Genomic DNA, 16,061 nt, shown 5'->3' on the forward strand with positions numbered 1-16,061 from the left:
TGTACATAAAAAGGAGGAATCATCATGGCAGTTGAATGGAAAACTGAGCATGAGTATGAAGATATTTTATACGAATCCTATAACGGCATTGCCAAGATTACGATTAACCGTCCCCATGTGCGCAATGCTTTCCGGCCGGAAACGGTAACCGAGATGTATGATGCATTTTCCCGGGCGCGCGATGACGCCAATATCGGGGTCATTATTTTAACCGGTATGGGGGAAAAGGCATTTTGTTCCGGCGGTGACCAAAAAGTGCGCGGCAATGGCGGTTATGTTGGGAGCGACAATATTCCGCGCCTGAACGTGCTTGATCTGCAGCATTTGATCCGTGTGATCCCGAAACCGGTTATCGCCATGGTAGCAGGCTATGCGATCGGCGGTGGGAATGTGCTGCAAGTGGTTTGTGACTTGACGATTGCGGCCGACAATGCCATTTTCGGCCAGACCGGTCCAAAAGTTGGCAGCTTCGACGGCGGTTATGGCGCAGGCTATCTTGCAAGGATCGTCGGTCATAAAAAAGCGCGTGAAATCTGGTATCTGTGCCGCCAGTACAATGCGCAGGAAGCGTTGGAAATGGGGCTTGTCAACGCAGTCGTGCCGTATGAAAAACTGGAAGAAGAAACGATCAAATGGGCGGAGGAAATTCTTGAGAAAAGCCCAATGGCGATCCGTTTCCTGAAAGCCGCGTTTAATGCTGATACGGACGGGCTTGCCGGCCTCCAGCAATTTGCAGGCGATGCAACCCTTTTGTATTACACAACGGACGAAGCAAAAGAAGGCCGCGATGCATTCAAGGAAAAACGCAAACCGGACTTCGGTCAATTCCCGCGTTTCCCGTGATTGGAAAATGGGCTGTCTCAACTGAGGCAGCCTGAATTTTTTCACGGGGAAATTTTTGCTATGTGGTCCATGATTCAAAAAGGCAATTCTGCAAGTGGCTGAGATGTTCCTTAGCGTGGTTCAAAAAGACGTTTTGACTAATGACAAAGTGCAAATTGTCCTTTAGAGAGGTTCAAAAGGACAATTTAGGGAAAGCCGAAGAGCAAATTGTCTTTTACAGGGATTCAAAAGGACATTTCGGCAACTGACAAAGGTCAAATTGTCTTTTAGCGTGTTCCAAAAGGACAATTCAGGGAGAGACAAAAAGCAAAATGTCCTTTAGAAGGGTTCAAAAGGACAATTCAGGTAGAAACGAAGCGTAAACTGTCCTTTACAGGGATTCAAAAGGACATTTCAGGGAGAAACAAAGCACAAATTGTCCTTTAAAGAGGTTCAAAAGGACAATTCCGCAAGTAAAGAAGCCCGTAATGTCCTTTAAGGCGCTTTTAAAAGACGATTTTGCATTGGACAGGGATAACCTGTCCTGTTGAAAAAGCAAAAGTGGCATGTCCAAAATAGATTTTTACCAGGTGATGTTATGCTACCCAATTTTTTAAAACAGCGCGCGTATTTAACGCCGAACCGGATTGCGCTCATCAGTCAAGGTACAAGCCTGACGTTTGCCGGGCTGTACGAAAAGGCGAAAGAAACGGCACGGAAGCTGTCCGGCTGCGGCATGCAGGCGGAAGATACGGCAGCGGTCCTTTTAAACAGCCGCGCGGAAACGGTGGTCATTCTCCATGCGCTGCAGCAGCTCCGTGTCCGCACCCTTTTTCTTAACCACCGTTTAACACCGGCGGAAATGCAGTACCAGCTCACCGACAGCGGGGCGAAATGGCTGATTACAGAAAAATCGTTCCGGGAAAAAGCAGAAGTGTTAAACGAAACAGCAACAGTGATCCAAAGCGAAGCGCTTGACGGTTTGCCGGCTGCAGGATACGAAGAACGTGTGGAGTTTGGACTCGAGGATGTTTGCTCGATCATGTACACATCGGGCACAACCGGCAAACCAAAAGGCGTCCTGCAAACATACGGCAACCACTGGTGGAGCGCCGCCGGTTCTGCGCTCAATCTCGGCGTGCGGGAAGACGATACGTGGCTGTGCGCAGTGCCGCTTTTTCATATCAGCGGTTTTTCGATCCTGATGCGCTCTGTTTTTTATGGTATGACGGTTTATTTAATGGAAAAATTCGATGAAAAAGAGACGGCCAAACTGCTGAAGTCCGGCCGCATTACAACGATGTCGGTTGTGACCAACATGCTGCAGCGTTTGCTTCGTGAACTCGGGCAAGAGCGCCTTCATCCGAACTTCCGCTGTCTCCTGCTCGGCGGGGGGCCGGCGCCGCGCCCGCTGCTTGAAGCGTGTGCTGAAAAGAATATCCCGGTTTTCCAGTCATACGGCATGACCGAAACGGCTTCGCAAACCGTGACGCTTGCGCCTGAAGACAGCCTGCGAAAAATCGGGTCAGCGGGGAAACCGTTATTCCCAGCGCAAATCCGGATCGTTTCCGATGGCAAAGTGTGCGGTCCGTTTGAGCACGGAGAAATTGCGGTAAAAGGTCCGAACGTGACAATCGGTTATCTGAACCGCCCGGATGCAAACCAGAAAAGTTTCCGGGACGGCTGGTTTTTCACCGGCGATATTGGTTATCTGGATGATGAAGGCTTTTTATACGTACTGGACCGGCGCTCCGATCTGATCATCTCCGGCGGCGAAAATATTTATCCCGCTGAAATTGAAGAGGTGCTCCTTGCCCATCCGGATATTCTTGAAGCCGGGGTTATCGGCGTGGAGGATGAGAAATGGGGCCAGGTGCCGGCTGCGTTTATTGTCACAAAAAGGGCAGTCCAGGAAAGGGAGCTGCAGGCTTTTTGCGAAACGCGGCTCGCAAAATTTAAAATCCCGAAAAAAGTGTATGCCGTTCCCGCGCTGCCGCGGAATGCATCGAATAAGTTGGTGCGCAGGAAACTGCTGGAGCTGCTGCCGTCATGATCGGGATTGAAAAAGTAACGCTTTCTGTGATCAAAATGCCGCTTAAGTCTCCATTTGAAAATGCGCTCGAAAAAGTAACGGAGCGGGAAGCGATCCTGCTTGAGGTGACAGACAATGACGGGGTGACCGGTTTCGGGGAAGCTGTTGCATTTTCAACCCCCTGGTATACAGAAGAGACGGTGCAGACATGCTTTCACATGCTGAAAGATGTACTCGTCCCGCTTCTTCGGGAAAAGCCGGTTGCACACCCAAAAGAAGTGAGCGGCCGGTTCCAATCCGTCCGGCGCAATCATATGGCAAAAGCAGCAATCGAAACGGCTATATGGGATTTGTATGCGAAAAAAAAGCAAAAGCCGCTTTGGCAGTTAATCGGGGGTGCGCGGGACTATGTAGATGCCGGCGTTGCGGTCGGCAGCCATGATACAGCGGAAGCGCTCCGGCAAATCGCGGCATTTGTTGATGAAGGTTATAAAAGGGTGAAAGTCAAAATCAAGCCCGGCCATGATGAAGCGTTTATCCGCGAAATCCGGCATGCATTTCCTGATCTCGCGCTAATGGCAGATGCGAACTCCGCTTACACGCTGGCGGACGCGCCGGATTTGAAAAGGCTCGACCGGTACGGGCTCCTGATGATTGAACAGCCGCTTGCCGCCGATGATATTGTGGAGCACGCGGCATTGCAAAAGCAGCTGGAGACGCCGGTTTGTCTGGATGAAAGCATCGTAACATACCATGATGCGGAAAGCGCGCTCCGGCTCGGCAGCTTCCGGGTGCTCAATATTAAAATTGGGCGGGTCGGCGGGCTTTATCCGGCGATCCGGCTGCATGACCTTTGTGCTTCCCGTGGCATTCCGGTCTGGTGCGGCGGCATGATCGAATTTGGCGTATCGCGCGCCTTTAACCTCGCGCTCGCCTCTTTGCCGGGCTTTACGATTCCGGGCGATATTTCTTCATCCAGCCGGTTCTGGGAAAAAGATATTATTGAGCCGGAAATCACGGTAGAAAACGGCCAAATCCGCCTGCCGGACAGACCGGGAACCGGGTTTGAGATCGACCGCGCCTATGTGGAAAAAACCCGGACATATACCGAAACGATATGAAAAAACTGCCGCACAAGACGGCAGTTTTTTCATGAAAACATCGAATCAAATGTCTTATAAGTGAAATCCCGCTCGAGTTTCGATTTTACATATGAAATCGATCTTCACGCCGGGACAAACGATGTTTTTTGTGAAATCCCGCTTGATTTTTTCATAAAACATGGATTTTAGTTTTCACACCTGGACAATCGATGTTTTTTCGTGAAAACATCGATTCAAACGTCACTTGAGTTTCGATTTCACAAATGAAATTATCCTACACGGCTGACGCTCGAGGCTTTTTTTCATTCAAATGTTTTATAAATGGAATGACCCTTCACGCCAATTTTCATGAAAACATCGATTCAAACGTTTTACAATCGGTTTCCCGCTGGTTTTCAGCCTGGGTTCCTGTATGGCTCACGATGTAAATTTCTTCGGCAGAACAAAGATTGCCTTCCTCCCAGAACACACAGTTCCTGACTTCGCATAACACATCTTTTGCCATCCGGACACCCTCCCTTAAAACATGTCGTACGTTTCTAGTTTTTGCAGCGTGCGGCAAACCATTACTGTAAAGCTTTTTCCAATGCTTTTAAATTGTCGTCCATCAAAGTAAAGTAATCTTTATGCGCTTTGATTTCTGCGTTCGTTCGGACGCCAAGATGGTGGATGTAAACCGCTTTTGTATTCGTTTCCTGTTGGACCACTTTCGCAATTTTGGAAGGCACATTTTTTTCAAATACGATGTAGGAAATATGGTCTTGTTTTACTTTCTGGATGATGTTTTCCAACTGTTTTTGCGACGGTTCATCCGAAGTGGAGAGCCCAGCAATCGGAATTTGTTTGATGCCATATCGTTTTACCCAGTAGCCGTATGCCGCATGGGAAACGACAAGTTCTTTGTTGTCCGACTTTTCAACTGCCTGTTTGTATGCCGCATTGACTTGATCCAGTTTCTTTGCGAGTTGTGCGTAATTTTTCTTGAAATACGTTTTTTGCTTCGGCATTTTTTTCGAAAGTTGTGTTGTAATCATGCCGGCCATTTGCTTGACGTAAATTGGGTCGAGCCAGACATGCGGATCGGCCTTCGTACTTGTTTTATCCGGAACAGGAAGCCGGTCCCCGAGCGCCATCATTTTCACATTCTGGCCTTCGAGCACTTGTTTCGCCTTATTCGCAAAGCCTTCAAGCCCGAGCCCGATGTAAAAGAAAAAGTCGGAATCGGCGAGCTTCAGGATATCTTTCTGTGACGGTTCGTATGTATGTTCATCCGTGCCCGGCGGATAAATCGTTTTAACCGACACATACTTCCCGCCGATTTGCTGTGTAACGTATTCCAGTGGATAGACGGTGGTATAGACCGAAATTTTATGATCCTGCTTGCTTTCCTGTTTGTTTGCACATGCCGTAACAAATAGCATGGTAAAAGCGAGCAGTACGGGAAAAAGTTTTTTCAAAGCGGACGATTCCTTTCTTTTTTAATTCGTAATGATTACGATTTACTCACAAAAAATATATTACTAAACTCCGCTTCATATGGCAAGAAAAATTTTTAAGGGACAGCAAATGCTGCCCCTTAATCTTTTTTGTCTTCTTCTTCGGTTTCAAGCATACCGTAATCGCCGTTTATGGCCTGTTCGTCGGGATCAGCGCCGAAATCGCCGCTCTTTTTTTGCTGCTCTTTTTTCTCTTCCATAAAAAACACCTCCACCTGTAGCGTTTTCCGGAAATGGGAAACGTATACGGAGGAGGGGTTGTTTTTTCATCGGTACGGCGGAGTAGCAACCGAATGGTGTTCAATGTTTTTTCACTGGCCACTGGTCCGGAACGGGATCGTACCCGCCGGCATGGAATGGGTGGCATTTTAAAATTCTTCTGATTGCCAGGTAGCCGCCGCGTAGTGCGCCAAACCGTTTTACCGCTTCAAGCCCGTAATTCGAGCAGGTCGGCTGAAACCGGCAGCTTGGCGGGAACAGCGGGGAAATCGCAAGTTGATAAAAACGGATCAATTTAATAAAAATGAACTTCAGCATCGATCTGCCCCTTTCTTCGTTTATTTTAGCATGTTTTCAAAAAAGATGTGCAACATATGATTGGGTGTTTGAAGGCCCGGGAAAAGGGTACAAACAAAGCAGGAGGTTGATGAAACATGGCAGAAAACGAACAATTGATGGAAATCTTAAATAAGCAGGTTGCCAACTGGACAGTGCTTTATACAAAATTGCACAACTACCATTGGTATGTGAAGGGACCGAATTTTTTAAGCCTTCACGCCAAATTTGAGGAATTGTACAATCTTGCAAATGACTATCTCGATGAACTGGCTGAACGTCTTCTCGCTTTAAACGGCAATCCGGTAGCGACATTGAAAGGAAGCCTTGAATTGTCATCGGTACAGGAAGCAAGCGGCAATGAGAGCACGGAGGAAATGGTACAGGGGACTGCCAATGACTTTGCGATGATCGCGAAAGAATTGGAGGAAGCGATCGGGCTTGCCAACAGGATTGGCGATGACGCAACCGCCGACATGTTTATCAACATCCAGGAAACGCTCGATAAAAACATTTGGATGCTGAACGCCTTTCTTGGAAGACGGTAACGCAAAAGTGGGAGGTCAAATGGAGCCGGCCCCCGCTATAAAGGCTGTCCCGCCAAAGCGGAACAGCCTTTATTACTGCAAATATTTTGTTGTCGGGTAAGCATCAAAGCCTGCGTAATCGGAAAATTTATCTTTCAGTGTCTCCAGTATGTATAATCCGATAAAATGTTCCAGTTCGGCCGTGCTCATTTCGCGCACAATCCCAAGCAGGTCTTTCCGGTTGTAATTTTCGACGACCGCTGCAGAAATGGCGTCCAAATCTTCTTCATCCCCCGTCAGCCGGTCCCGGTACAGCTCAAACAATTCATCGACTAGCCTCATGCCGTCTCCTCCTTTATTCATTTCTTATTCACTATCCGCAATGGGGCCCTTTTAAACATTTTATGATTATTTTCACGCGATGTACCTCGAAAAATGCAACGGGTTTCAAGAAAAATTTCGCCAATTTTTGCACCCGGTTGCCGTATAATGAAGAACAGGAGGGATTTGATGTATCGGTTTACAGATTTGAACGGCAATCCAGTTACATTTATTTTTGAAAAAAATGCTTTTCCTATAGAGCCGCAGCATGTGCTTGTGCTCGCCCGGTACCGTGGAAACTGGCTTTTGACAAGGCATCCGAAGCGGGGGCTCGAATTTCCGGGCGGAAAAAGGGAAGCGGGCGAGACGGTCCGAGAAGCGGCTGAACGCGAGCTGTATGAAGAAACGGGCGGCATTCCGGAAAACCTTCAATATATCGGGGAATACTGCGTCGATGATCAGGTGCGCGGGCCGTTTGTGAAGGCGGTTTTTTACGCGGACATCGGCCGGCTTGAAACCAAACACGACTATTTGGAAACGGATGGACCTGTGCTTGTGGAAGGCGATCTTGTTGGAAAATTGCAGTCCTCGTCATTCAGTTTTCTCATGAAAGACGGGGTTGTCGAAACAGCGCTCAGACACGTCGAATAATAAGAAAAAGCAGCAGGAAGTTTCTCGGGTTAAACGGAAATCTCGCAAACGTTAAGATTTCGGGGTGATTGGGGCCTTTTTTAACATAGCGTGAATCTCGGTGAAGGTATCCGTATCTTCACATAAGGCGCGTCTATGTTAAGGAAGCGTGAAAAAAAGAAGATGTTCCTTAACATAGGGCACGTTTATGTTAAGGAAGCGTGAAAAAAAGAAGATGTTCCTTCACATAGGGCGCGTCTATGTTAAGGAAGCGAGCAAAAAAGACGTAGTTCCTTAACATAGAACGCGTCTACGTTAAGGAAGCGAGCAAAAAAGACATTGTTTTTTTACATAGGGCGTGTCTACGTTAAGGAAGCGTGAAAAAAAGAAAATGTTTCTTAACATAGGATGCGTCTACGTTAAGGAAGCGTGAAAAAAAGACGTAGTTCCTTAACATAGAGCACGTCTACATTAAGGAAGCATGGAAAAAAGAAGGCGTATCTTAACATAGGGTGCGTCTACGTTAAGGAAGCAAACAAAAAAGAAGGAGTTCCTTAACATAGAGCGCGTCTACATTAAGATACGTCGGCAAAAACGGCCGCTTCCTTCATATAGAGCGCGTCTACGCTAAGATGCTATACCAGAACAGCTTACCTGCCTCATCTGTCTTTTACCAGCTTTTTCTCCAACCAGCCGACAAGTTGGTACATGATCGTTGCCACAATGGCAATCAGGATCATCGAAAGCATGACGAGCGTAAAATTAAACACCTGGAAACCATAGATGATCATGTAGCCGAGCCCTTTTGAAGATACGAGATACTCGCCGACAATGACTCCAACCCATGCAAGCCCGACATTGACTTTCAACGTGGAAATGATCACAGGAATCGATGCCGGAAAAATGGCTTCCCGGAACACTTGCAAGCGGGAGGCGCCGAACGAGTGCAGCACTTTCGTGTAATTTGGGTCGACATCCCGGAACGCCGTATAAATCACAATCGTCGTCACAATGACGGAAATAATGACACCCATGGCAACAATAGAAGAAAATCCCGGGCCCATGCTGACAATTAAAATCGGCCCGAGCGCTACTTTCGGCATGGCGTTCAGGACGACGAGATACGGGTCAAGAATCTTCGATAAAAACGGCGACCACCAAAGAACGGCGGCAAGTGCCGCGCCGAGCACAGTCCCGAGGATAAAGCCCATGACGGTTTCAAAAACGGTGATTCCCAAATGGACGTAAAGCGAGCCGTCTTCCAACTTTGCCACCAATAACGCCCACACTTTGGATGGGGAGCTGAAAATCAACGGGTCAATCCAATGCAGGCGGCTCGCCACTTCCCATAGGCAGAAAAAGACAATTAAAATGAAAAGCTGGAAAAAGCGAACCCGGCGTTTTTCTTTGCGCATTGCGGCGAGGTAATCTTCATGCCAGAGCGCCGTATTTTCAGCTGTTTTCAAGGGACTCCAGCTCCTTCCATATGTCATTAAAAAGTTCGGAATAAATTTTTTGGCTTCGCGCTTCAAACGGGCGGAGGCGGCGCAGCTCTGTTGGCACGTCAAAAATTTTATAGAGCCTGCCGGGTTTTGATGCCAACAGCAGGATCCGGTCGCTCATCGCAATCGCTTCGCCGATATCGTGCGTGACAAGCACCGCTGTTTTATGGAATTGCTTCAGTGTGTCAAATACCAGGTCCTCCAGTTTTAACTTCGTCTGAAAATCAAGGGCGGAAAACGGTTCATCCAGCAGCAGGATTTTCGGATCGACCGCGAGCGTCCGCACAAGTGCCGCCCGCTGCCGCATTCCTCCCGAAAGTTGGCGCGGGTATTGCTTTTCGGTGCCGGCAAGGCCAATCGTTTGTAAAAGCCCGAGAGCATGTTTTCTTGACTCCGGATTCAGCCGTTTTTCCAATTTCAGCCCGATCATGATGTTTTCTTCAATTGTTTTCCACGGAAACAAATAGTCCTGCTGCAGCATATAGCCGATGGAAGATTGCCGGGAACCTGGTAATTTGCCGTCAATCTGCACAATCCCCGCAGTCGGTTGCAGAAGCCCTGCAAGAATCGAAAGCAGCGTTGTTTTTCCGCAGCCGCTCGGGCCCAAAAGCGAGACAAACTCGCCTTCTTCCATTTGAAACGAAATGTTTTCAAGCGCCTTTGTGGCCTGTTTTGCCGTAAAATAGGTGTGATTGACGTTTTGTACGGTCAAAAAATGCATTTGTGCTGCCCGCCTGAAGAGGGGCGCACCCCCTTTCCGTTATTTTGCCTTTTTCACAATCGATGCGTTGACGAGTTTGTCGTACGGCACAGTATGGTCGAGTTCTCCGGCTTCTTTCATGATGTCCTGGATCGTGTTCCAGCCGCTTTTGGTTAAAATCATATCGCTACTGAACGAGCCCTGGCTGCGGTACCGTTCAATGGAGGAGGCGAGCATATCAGTTTTCGTGTCTTTAAAATAAGGCTGAACCGTTTTTGCGACCGTTTCCGCATCGGTTTTTTGCACCCATTTTCCGGCCTTTAGCAGGGCGCGGACAAATTTCACCGCTGTTTTTTCATGCTCTTTCAAATAGCTTTGTTTTGCCATGAAGGTCGTGTACGGCACTTCGCCGGACTCTTTGCCGAAAGAAGCCACAATATAACCCTTTCCTTCTTTTTCCATTGTGGATGCGGTCGGTTCAAACAGCTGGACAAAATCCCCCGTTCCGGATGCATAAGCATTAGCGACATTGGCAAAATCGATGTTTTGGATCAGCTTCGTGTCTTTGTGCGGGTCAATACCGTGCTTTTTCAGGACAAACTCGCCGACCATTTGCGGCATTCCGCCTTTCCTTTGGCCGAGAAAAGTGGTGCCTTTCAGCATATCCCACGAAAAATGGTCGATTTTTTTGCGCGAGACGAGAAATGTTCCGTCTGTCGCCGTCAGCTGTGCGAAATTGATAACCGGGTCTGCCGCTTTTTGTTTGTATACATAGATGGACGTTTCCGATCCAACGAGCGCAATATCGGTTCCCCCTGAAAGCAGGGCAGTCATCGTTTTATCCCCGCCCCATGTGGTGGTCAGCTTAATATCAAGCCCTTCCTCTTTGAAATATCCTTTTTCAAGCGCGACATAAAGCGGAGTGTAAAAGACGGAGCGTGTCACTTCGGCAACCCGTACTTTCTGCAATGCTTTTTTCTTTGAACCGATACTGCCGCACGCGCTTAAACTGAATGCAAGCAATGCGGCAAGCAGAAGCGTGCATCCGGATTTGAGCCACTTTTTCATCATGCAACCTCCTCATTGGGCTTTTTTACAGCCTATGCCGCGGGCGCTGATTGTGTGAACGCCTAATCAATTAAAAATTTATTTTGCCGGGTTAGGGGAAGAGAAGAGAGCTTATGATAAAAACGATGACAGTACTGGAGACCAGCCGGATGCCGGGGCATAGAGGGCGTCTAGGTTAAGAAAGCGAGGAAAATTGACATCCTTTCTTCACATAGAGTGCATCTACGTTAAGGAAGCGTGGAAAAATGAAGGTCTTCCGTCACATAGAGAGCGTCTACGTTAAGGAAGCGCGGAAAAATGAAGGTCTTCCGTCACATAGAGAGTATCTACGTTAAGGAAGCGCGGAAAAACGAGGCGCTTCCTTTACATAGAGTGCATCTACGTTAAGGAAGCGTGGAAAAACGAGGCGCTTCCTTCACATAGAGAGCGTCTACGTTAAGGAAGCACGGAAAAATGAAGGCCTTTCTTCACATAGAGCGCGTCTACGTTAAGGAAGCAAGCAAAAACGAGTCTCTTTCTTCACATAGAGCGCGTCTACGTTAAGAAAGTGCGTAAAATTGACGGCCTTCCTTCACGTAGGGCGCGTTTCAAGTGCAAGCTTTTCCCTGCATTTTTTATAAATGCCAAAGCTGTCAGCATTCTTGCTAAATCTAGGAATTTTGCTTATTCAGCAATCCCTATTTGCAACCCAGGTCCTTCGCAAATTTTAAAGCGGAATGGTTGTCTTCCATACACCCCCACACTGTGTCTTTCTAAAGGCAAAACGGACGAACTGTTTTTGCGAAAAACACCACCATTTGCGAATTGGATCTTGCAAAGCGAACGAACGGGTTTTGGGAAAAACGCCCCCATTTGCGAATTGGATCTCGCAAAGTGGGCGGCCTAGTTTTACAAAAAACGCCGCCATTTGCAGAATGAACAAAAGCAAATGGCGGCCCTATCAAATCCATGTGTGTCTTTGTTTTCACCATTACGTGTGTGTTATTTTACCCATTTTCGCTGAAATGCGGCAATGTTGGTGTATTCCCCTTCAAGCAGGCGGGAGATCCGGATGTAAATTGGGAGGATCTCTTCGTATACCGCAGTGTTTTCCGGAATCGGGCGATGGGTGTGCGTGGCGCCGATCCAGTCGGAGACAACCGAGAAGTCATCTATTTCGTCGAGCGCGTACATGCCGAGGACGATCGCCCCGAGGCAGGAGCTTTCAAAACTTTCCGGCACGACGACTTCCTGGTTGAAAATATCAGCGAGCATTTGCCGCCACAAATCGGAGCGGGCAAAGCCGCCGGTCGCCTGGATTTTTTTCGGAATGCCGATCATTTCCTGAAGCGCCAGCATGACCGTATAGAGATTATAAATCACGCCTTCCAGCACGGCGCGGACCATATGCTCGCGTTTATGGTGCAGGCCAAGGCCGAAAAACGAGCCCCTTGCATCCGCGTTCCAAATGGGTGCGCGCTCGCCGGCCAGGTACGGATGAAAGATGAGTCCGTCCGATCCCGGGGCAACACGGGCGGCAATTTTCGTCAGCACTTCATACGGATCAATGCCGAGCCGTTTTGCCGTCTCGACTTCAGCTGCGGCCAGTTCATCGCGCACCCACCGGAACGTCATGCCGCCGTTATTGACCGGCCCGCCAACGACCCAGTGGTTTTCCGTTAATGCATAGCAGAAAATCCTTCCCTTTGGATCGGTCACAGGTTTGTCGGTAACGGTCCGGATCGCGCCGCTTGTCCCGATCGTGATCGCGACAACACCGGGGTCGATTGCATTCACACCAAGATTTGAAAGCACCCCGTCACTTGCGCCGGCAACAAACGGCGTGTCTTGCGGAATGCCGGTTTCGACCGCATATTCCGGCGCAAGCCCGGTGAGGGAAAAGGTCGTCGGCACAGGTTTTGACAGCTTGTCCGCTGTAATGCCGGCCACATGTAGCGCCTCTTTGTCCCAGTCCAGGTCGTGGAGGTTAAAAAGGCCGGTCGCAGAGGCAAGCGAATAATCGACGACATACTGCCCGAAAAAGCGGTAAAAAATATACTCTTTAATGCCGATAAACTTGAACGTTTTTTTGAACAGCTCCTGTTCCTCGTGGCGGAGCCATGTGATTTTGGAAAGGGGGGACATCGGATGGATAGGGGTGCCGGTCCGCCTGTAAATGTCCTGGCCGTGCCATTCATCCTTTATTTTTTTCGCCCATTTTGCCGCGCGTGCGTCCGCCCAAGTAATGCAGTTGGTTAGCGGTTTTCCGTCTTTGTCCACTGCAATCAAGCTGTGCATCGCGGAACTGAACGAAACAAGTTTTATTTCGGAAGGATCAATGTCGCTTTTTACGATCGCTGTTTTCATCGAGTCAATGACAGCACGGAAAATTTCATCCGGATTTTGCTCGGCGACCTGAGGGGATGGGCTGTAAAGCGGATAGCCTGCATGGTGCATGCTGATGACTTTCCCTTTTTCGCCGAATAAAACAGATTTTGTTGTTGTTGTACCGATATCTACGCCTAAATAATAGGTCATTAAAAGTCAATCTCCTTTTTATGAACCTGTTGCTTCAAAATGGTTTACAGTTCAGCGTTTTTTTAATTTTTTCCAATACCTTTATTTTAACTGAAACTGGACGGGTTTTAAAAGTTTTTTGGAAAATCGCTGGAATCCGAATTGCTTGACAGGCGAAGGCTGCGGCCGACATACTAACATAGAAAGTAAAAGTAAATGGATAAAAGAGGGTACAGCCATGACGATTGCAGTGATTTACGGAAGTTCGCGCCCGCGCGGCAATACAGAGATGCTGACAGAGCGGGCAGTGGAAGGCATGCATGTGGAGCGCTTCTATTTGAAAGATGCGCATATTCTTCCAATCGAAGACAAGCGCCATACGGATTCAGGGTTTTCAAAAGTGGAGGATGATTATAGCATTCTCATCCAGCATATTTTCATGTGCGATACGATTATCTTTGCAACGCCGATTTACTGGTACGGGATGTCGGGGCTGATGAAAAACTTCATCGATCGCTGGTCGCAAACGTTGCGGGATCCGCAGTTTCCGGATTTTAAAAAAAGAATGGCGGAGAAAAAAATTTATGTGATTGCAGTCGGCGGGGATATGCCGCGTGTCAAAGGGCTGCCGCTGATTCAGCAGTTTGCATATATTTTTGACTTTTTAGGCATGCGTTTTGACGGTTACATTCTTGGAGAAGGCAATAAACCCGGCGATATTGTACAAGATAAAGAGGCAATCTTTGCAGCGGATCAATTAAACGAAGCACTGAAAAGGTGATGCAATTTGAAGACCGTGATCGAAAAGCAGCTTTTTCCGTCCCCGAATCCGCATGTGCGCATGTATCTTGTAACATACTGGTCGGACGGCCTGAAAGTGAAAGGGTTGCTGGCAGAGCCGGATGACGGGCGCGTTTATGACGGGTTTTTATATTTACGCGGCGGCATCAAAAGCGTCGGGATGGTGCGGCCGGCGCGAATCGGCGAGTTTGCGTCGGAAGGGTTTATCGTTTTCGCGCCTTTTTACCGCGGCAACTGGGGCGGGGAAGGCGATGAAGACTTTGGCGGAGACGATATGCATGATGCGTATTTTGGTTTTGACGTATTAATGGAGCATGAGCGGGTGAGCGGGCGTGTCCACGTTTTCGGATTTTCCCGCGGCGGCATCATGGCACTCGGCACCGCGGAAGCACGGCCTGCCGCGTCTATTGTCACATGGGGTGGCGTTTCGGATGTTGCGCTTTGTTATGCGGAACGGGTCGATTTAAGAAAAATGATGAAGCGCGTGATCGGGGGCACGCCGGAAAAATATCCGGAACGGTACCGGGTGCGGACGCCACTGTACAAGCTCGGGCAAATCGGTTGCCCCGTTCTCGTCATCCATGGGGAGAAGGATCAAAATGTGTCCGTGGAACACGCCATACGTCTCGAACACGGTCTCAAACAGCTTGGAAAATCGGTTGAAACATGGTATTTTCCGGAACTTGGCCACCATTTCCCGCCGCCTGTAAACCGGCGGATTGTCCATGCTGCCAGCGTTTGGATGAAAAGGCATTCCGCACATGATACAATAGAAGCAACGACGGAGGTGAGCCGAATGGGAATGCCGATGGAACTCGATACGATGCTCGTGACGAACGGAAAAGAAGAGCGTATTGAGCAAAACCTCTTTTTGCTAAAACAACCGGGATACTGCGTGTATCCGCTTGATACGCCGGTTGAAATCCGGAAAAAGAAGGAACACGGGCCGAGCGGAAGCGCTGTCATCCGCAAACTGGAATGGGAAAACAATACAACGATCGTTCACTATGAATTGGTTTCTTTGAACACGCCGAATTAAACAGGCGCCGCACCATGGTCCGCGGCGCCTGTTTAGTTTATCAGGACGGGCGGAAGGGAATTTTACAAGTGTAATGCCTGGCTGGTCTTGCGGAGAACGCCGGAATTCGGCCAAAGGGCAATGCCTTGTGAACGGAACTGAACCAGCTTGCGGGTAGCGCGGAGAAAGAACGGATCCGGCGGGAGTGGTGCCGGAGTATTGGTGAATGGAACTGCTAAAATTTTTCAACTGGGCCTAGACCGGTGTGGACAGGAATATTGGCGAACGCAACACGTCTTGCAAGTGTGCCGCCAGCCTGGTTCTTCGGGATGAAATGGGCAGGATTGAAAATACTAATCGGAAGAGAGGCCGGCTTCTAAAACTGGAAAAGAGAACTGGTCGCAGCGATTTAAAAAGGCTGGCAGCTACTCCCGCCAGAATCGAATACTTGAGGTAAAGGGCCGGCCTTCCGCATTTGCTTGAAAAAGGAGGAGAAGTCCAAAGATGGAAACGGACTACAAAAAAGCTTGCGGCGCATATGCCGTCATTTTTGATGCGAAAAAAGAAAAAGTCGGGGTGGTGCCATCGGGCAGCGGCTACAGGCTGCCGGGTGGGGAAATCAGCCGCGGGGAGTCTGAACTTGCCTGCCTGATGCGGACAGTCGGCGCGGAACTTGAAATCGCGGGCTTTTTAGGCAAAGCGGCACAGGAAACGGGCGCGCGGTCCATGGATGAAGGCCTGTTTTATTTAGGAAAATGGGAACAGCCCCGCAAAGGAAGCCATAACTTGGAATGGCTCAACCTTCACGAGGCTGTGGAAAAAATGGCCGGTGCCCACCATCAATGGGCAGTGCAGGAAGGAATCAGCGCCGTCCAGACAAGTACCTGGTTTTAACTAGGTTTCCGCTTTTGCTTAAATGAGCAGACCCTTGGTACTCGCCGTAACCTTTCGGGTTGCTGCAGCGTTTCCGCTTTTGCAGAAATGAGCAGA

17 protein-coding genes are annotated in these 16,061 nt (G+C 48.8%); 8 read left to right on the forward strand and 9 right to left on the reverse strand.

Translation table 11 applies throughout. The annotated features are described in order from the left end of the window. Positions 1–24 precede the first annotated feature (24 nt). The 3 genes from menB (at position 25) to menC (ending at position 3,975) form a co-directional block, all read left to right on the forward strand. On the forward strand, positions 25–843 hold the full coding sequence (gene menB, locus BCOA_RS29650) for a 1,4-dihydroxy-2-naphthoyl-CoA synthase (RefSeq protein WP_014097638.1): 819 nt from the start codon (positions 25–27) through the stop codon (positions 841–843). A gap of 577 nt (positions 844–1,420) precedes the next feature. Then, positions 1,421–2,875: an o-succinylbenzoate--CoA ligase gene (locus BCOA_RS29655; protein ID WP_014097639.1), complete on the forward strand. Its 1,455-nt coding sequence runs from the start codon at positions 1,421–1,423 to the stop codon at positions 2,873–2,875. Next, positions 2,872–3,975 carry an o-succinylbenzoate synthase gene (gene menC, locus BCOA_RS29660; protein ID WP_014097640.1) on the forward strand — a complete coding sequence of 368 codons (1,104 nt, stop codon included), beginning with the start codon at positions 2,872–2,874 and terminating at the stop codon, positions 3,973–3,975. The genes BCOA_RS29655 and menC overlap by 4 nt, the downstream gene beginning before the upstream one ends. Positions 3,976–4,303: 328 nt before the next feature. Here menC and BCOA_RS34790 read toward each other — a convergent pair whose 3' ends face one another. The 4 genes from BCOA_RS34790 to yidD form a co-directional block, all read right to left on the reverse strand. Then, positions 4,304–4,462: a DUF1540 domain-containing protein gene (locus BCOA_RS34790; RefSeq protein WP_014097641.1), complete on the reverse strand. Its 159-nt coding sequence runs from the start codon at positions 4,460–4,462 to the stop codon at positions 4,304–4,306. A gap of 61 nt (positions 4,463–4,523) precedes the next feature. Continuing rightward, positions 4,524–5,414 carry a metal ABC transporter solute-binding protein, Zn/Mn family gene (locus BCOA_RS29665; protein ID WP_014097642.1) on the reverse strand — a complete coding sequence of 297 codons (891 nt, stop codon included), beginning with the start codon at positions 5,412–5,414 and terminating at the stop codon, positions 4,524–4,526. A gap of 119 nt (positions 5,415–5,533) precedes the next feature. After that, positions 5,534–5,653 (reverse strand): DUF4021 domain-containing protein, encoded by a 120-nt coding sequence (locus BCOA_RS34795; protein ID WP_014097643.1) that lies wholly within the window; start codon positions 5,651–5,653, stop codon positions 5,534–5,536. Positions 5,654–5,753: 100 nt separating this feature from the next. Further along, positions 5,754–5,990, reverse strand: a complete 237-nt coding sequence (gene yidD / locus BCOA_RS29670) for a membrane protein insertion efficiency factor YidD (protein ID WP_013860032.1) — start codon at positions 5,988–5,990, stop codon at positions 5,754–5,756. 116 nt (positions 5,991–6,106) lie between these two features. On the opposite strand from yidD, the gene BCOA_RS29675 reads away from it, so the two are divergent. Next, positions 6,107–6,556: a Dps family protein gene (locus BCOA_RS29675; RefSeq protein WP_014097644.1), complete on the forward strand. Its 450-nt coding sequence runs from the start codon at positions 6,107–6,109 to the stop codon at positions 6,554–6,556. 72 nt (positions 6,557–6,628) lie between these two features. Here the strand turns inward: BCOA_RS29675 and BCOA_RS29680 are convergent, their stop codons facing one another. Next, entirely contained in the window at positions 6,629–6,877 is a 249-nt protein-coding gene (locus tag BCOA_RS29680; RefSeq protein ID WP_013860030.1) for a DUF6154 family protein, read from the reverse strand. 168 nt (positions 6,878–7,045) lie between these two features. Between BCOA_RS29680 and ytkD the strand changes: the two genes are divergently transcribed. Beyond that, a complete protein-coding gene (gene ytkD / locus BCOA_RS29685) occupies positions 7,046–7,507 on the forward strand; it encodes an RNA deprotection pyrophosphohydrolase (RefSeq protein ID WP_014097645.1) in 462 nt (153 codons plus the stop codon). Between the two features lie 638 nt (positions 7,508–8,145). On the opposite strand, the gene BCOA_RS29690 is transcribed toward ytkD, so the two are convergent. The 4 genes from BCOA_RS29690 to gntK all read right to left on the reverse strand — a co-directional run bounded on the left by BCOA_RS29690 (position 8,146) and on the right by gntK (position 13,273). Then, positions 8,146–8,952, reverse strand: coding sequence for an ABC transporter permease (locus tag BCOA_RS29690; protein ID WP_014097646.1), 807 nt, complete (start codon positions 8,950–8,952; stop codon positions 8,146–8,148). Next, the gene (locus tag BCOA_RS29695; protein ID WP_014097647.1) at positions 8,939–9,709 is read right to left on the reverse strand and encodes an ABC transporter ATP-binding protein; all 771 of its coding nucleotides are present in this window, start codon (positions 9,707–9,709) and stop codon (positions 8,939–8,941) included. The genes BCOA_RS29690 and BCOA_RS29695 overlap by 14 nt, the downstream gene beginning before the upstream one ends. 39 nt (positions 9,710–9,748) lie before the next feature. Then, on the reverse strand, positions 9,749–10,756 hold the full coding sequence (locus BCOA_RS29700; RefSeq protein WP_014097648.1) for an ABC transporter substrate-binding protein: 1,008 nt from the start codon (positions 10,754–10,756) through the stop codon (positions 9,749–9,751). A 981-nt stretch (positions 10,757–11,737) separates the two neighbouring features. Then, positions 11,738–13,273: a gluconokinase gene (gene gntK / locus BCOA_RS29705; RefSeq protein ID WP_014097649.1), complete on the reverse strand. Its 1,536-nt coding sequence runs from the start codon at positions 13,271–13,273 to the stop codon at positions 11,738–11,740. Between the two features lie 217 nt (positions 13,274–13,490). Here gntK and BCOA_RS29710 point away from each other — a divergent pair, with 217 nt between their 5' ends. From BCOA_RS29710 to BCOA_RS29720, 3 genes are all read left to right on the forward strand, one after another. Beyond that, complete coding sequence (locus tag BCOA_RS29710) at positions 13,491–14,033, forward strand: flavodoxin family protein (protein ID WP_014097650.1); 543 nt, start codon at positions 13,491–13,493, stop codon at positions 14,031–14,033. Positions 14,034–14,048: 15 nt separating this feature from the next. Continuing rightward, positions 14,049–15,092: a DUF2584 family protein gene (locus BCOA_RS29715; protein ID WP_258435304.1), complete on the forward strand. Its 1,044-nt coding sequence runs from the start codon at positions 14,049–14,051 to the stop codon at positions 15,090–15,092. A 483-nt stretch (positions 15,093–15,575) separates the two neighbouring features. Beyond that, positions 15,576–15,965 (forward strand): DNA mismatch repair protein MutT, encoded by a 390-nt coding sequence (locus BCOA_RS29720; protein ID WP_014097652.1) that lies wholly within the window; start codon positions 15,576–15,578, stop codon positions 15,963–15,965. Positions 15,966–16,061: the final 96 nt, after the last annotated feature.

The sequence above is a fragment of the Heyndrickxia coagulans 36D1 genome (genome assembly GCF_000169195.2).
GTDB classification, from domain to species: domain Bacteria; phylum Bacillota; class Bacilli; order Bacillales; family Bacillaceae_C; genus Weizmannia; species Weizmannia faecalis.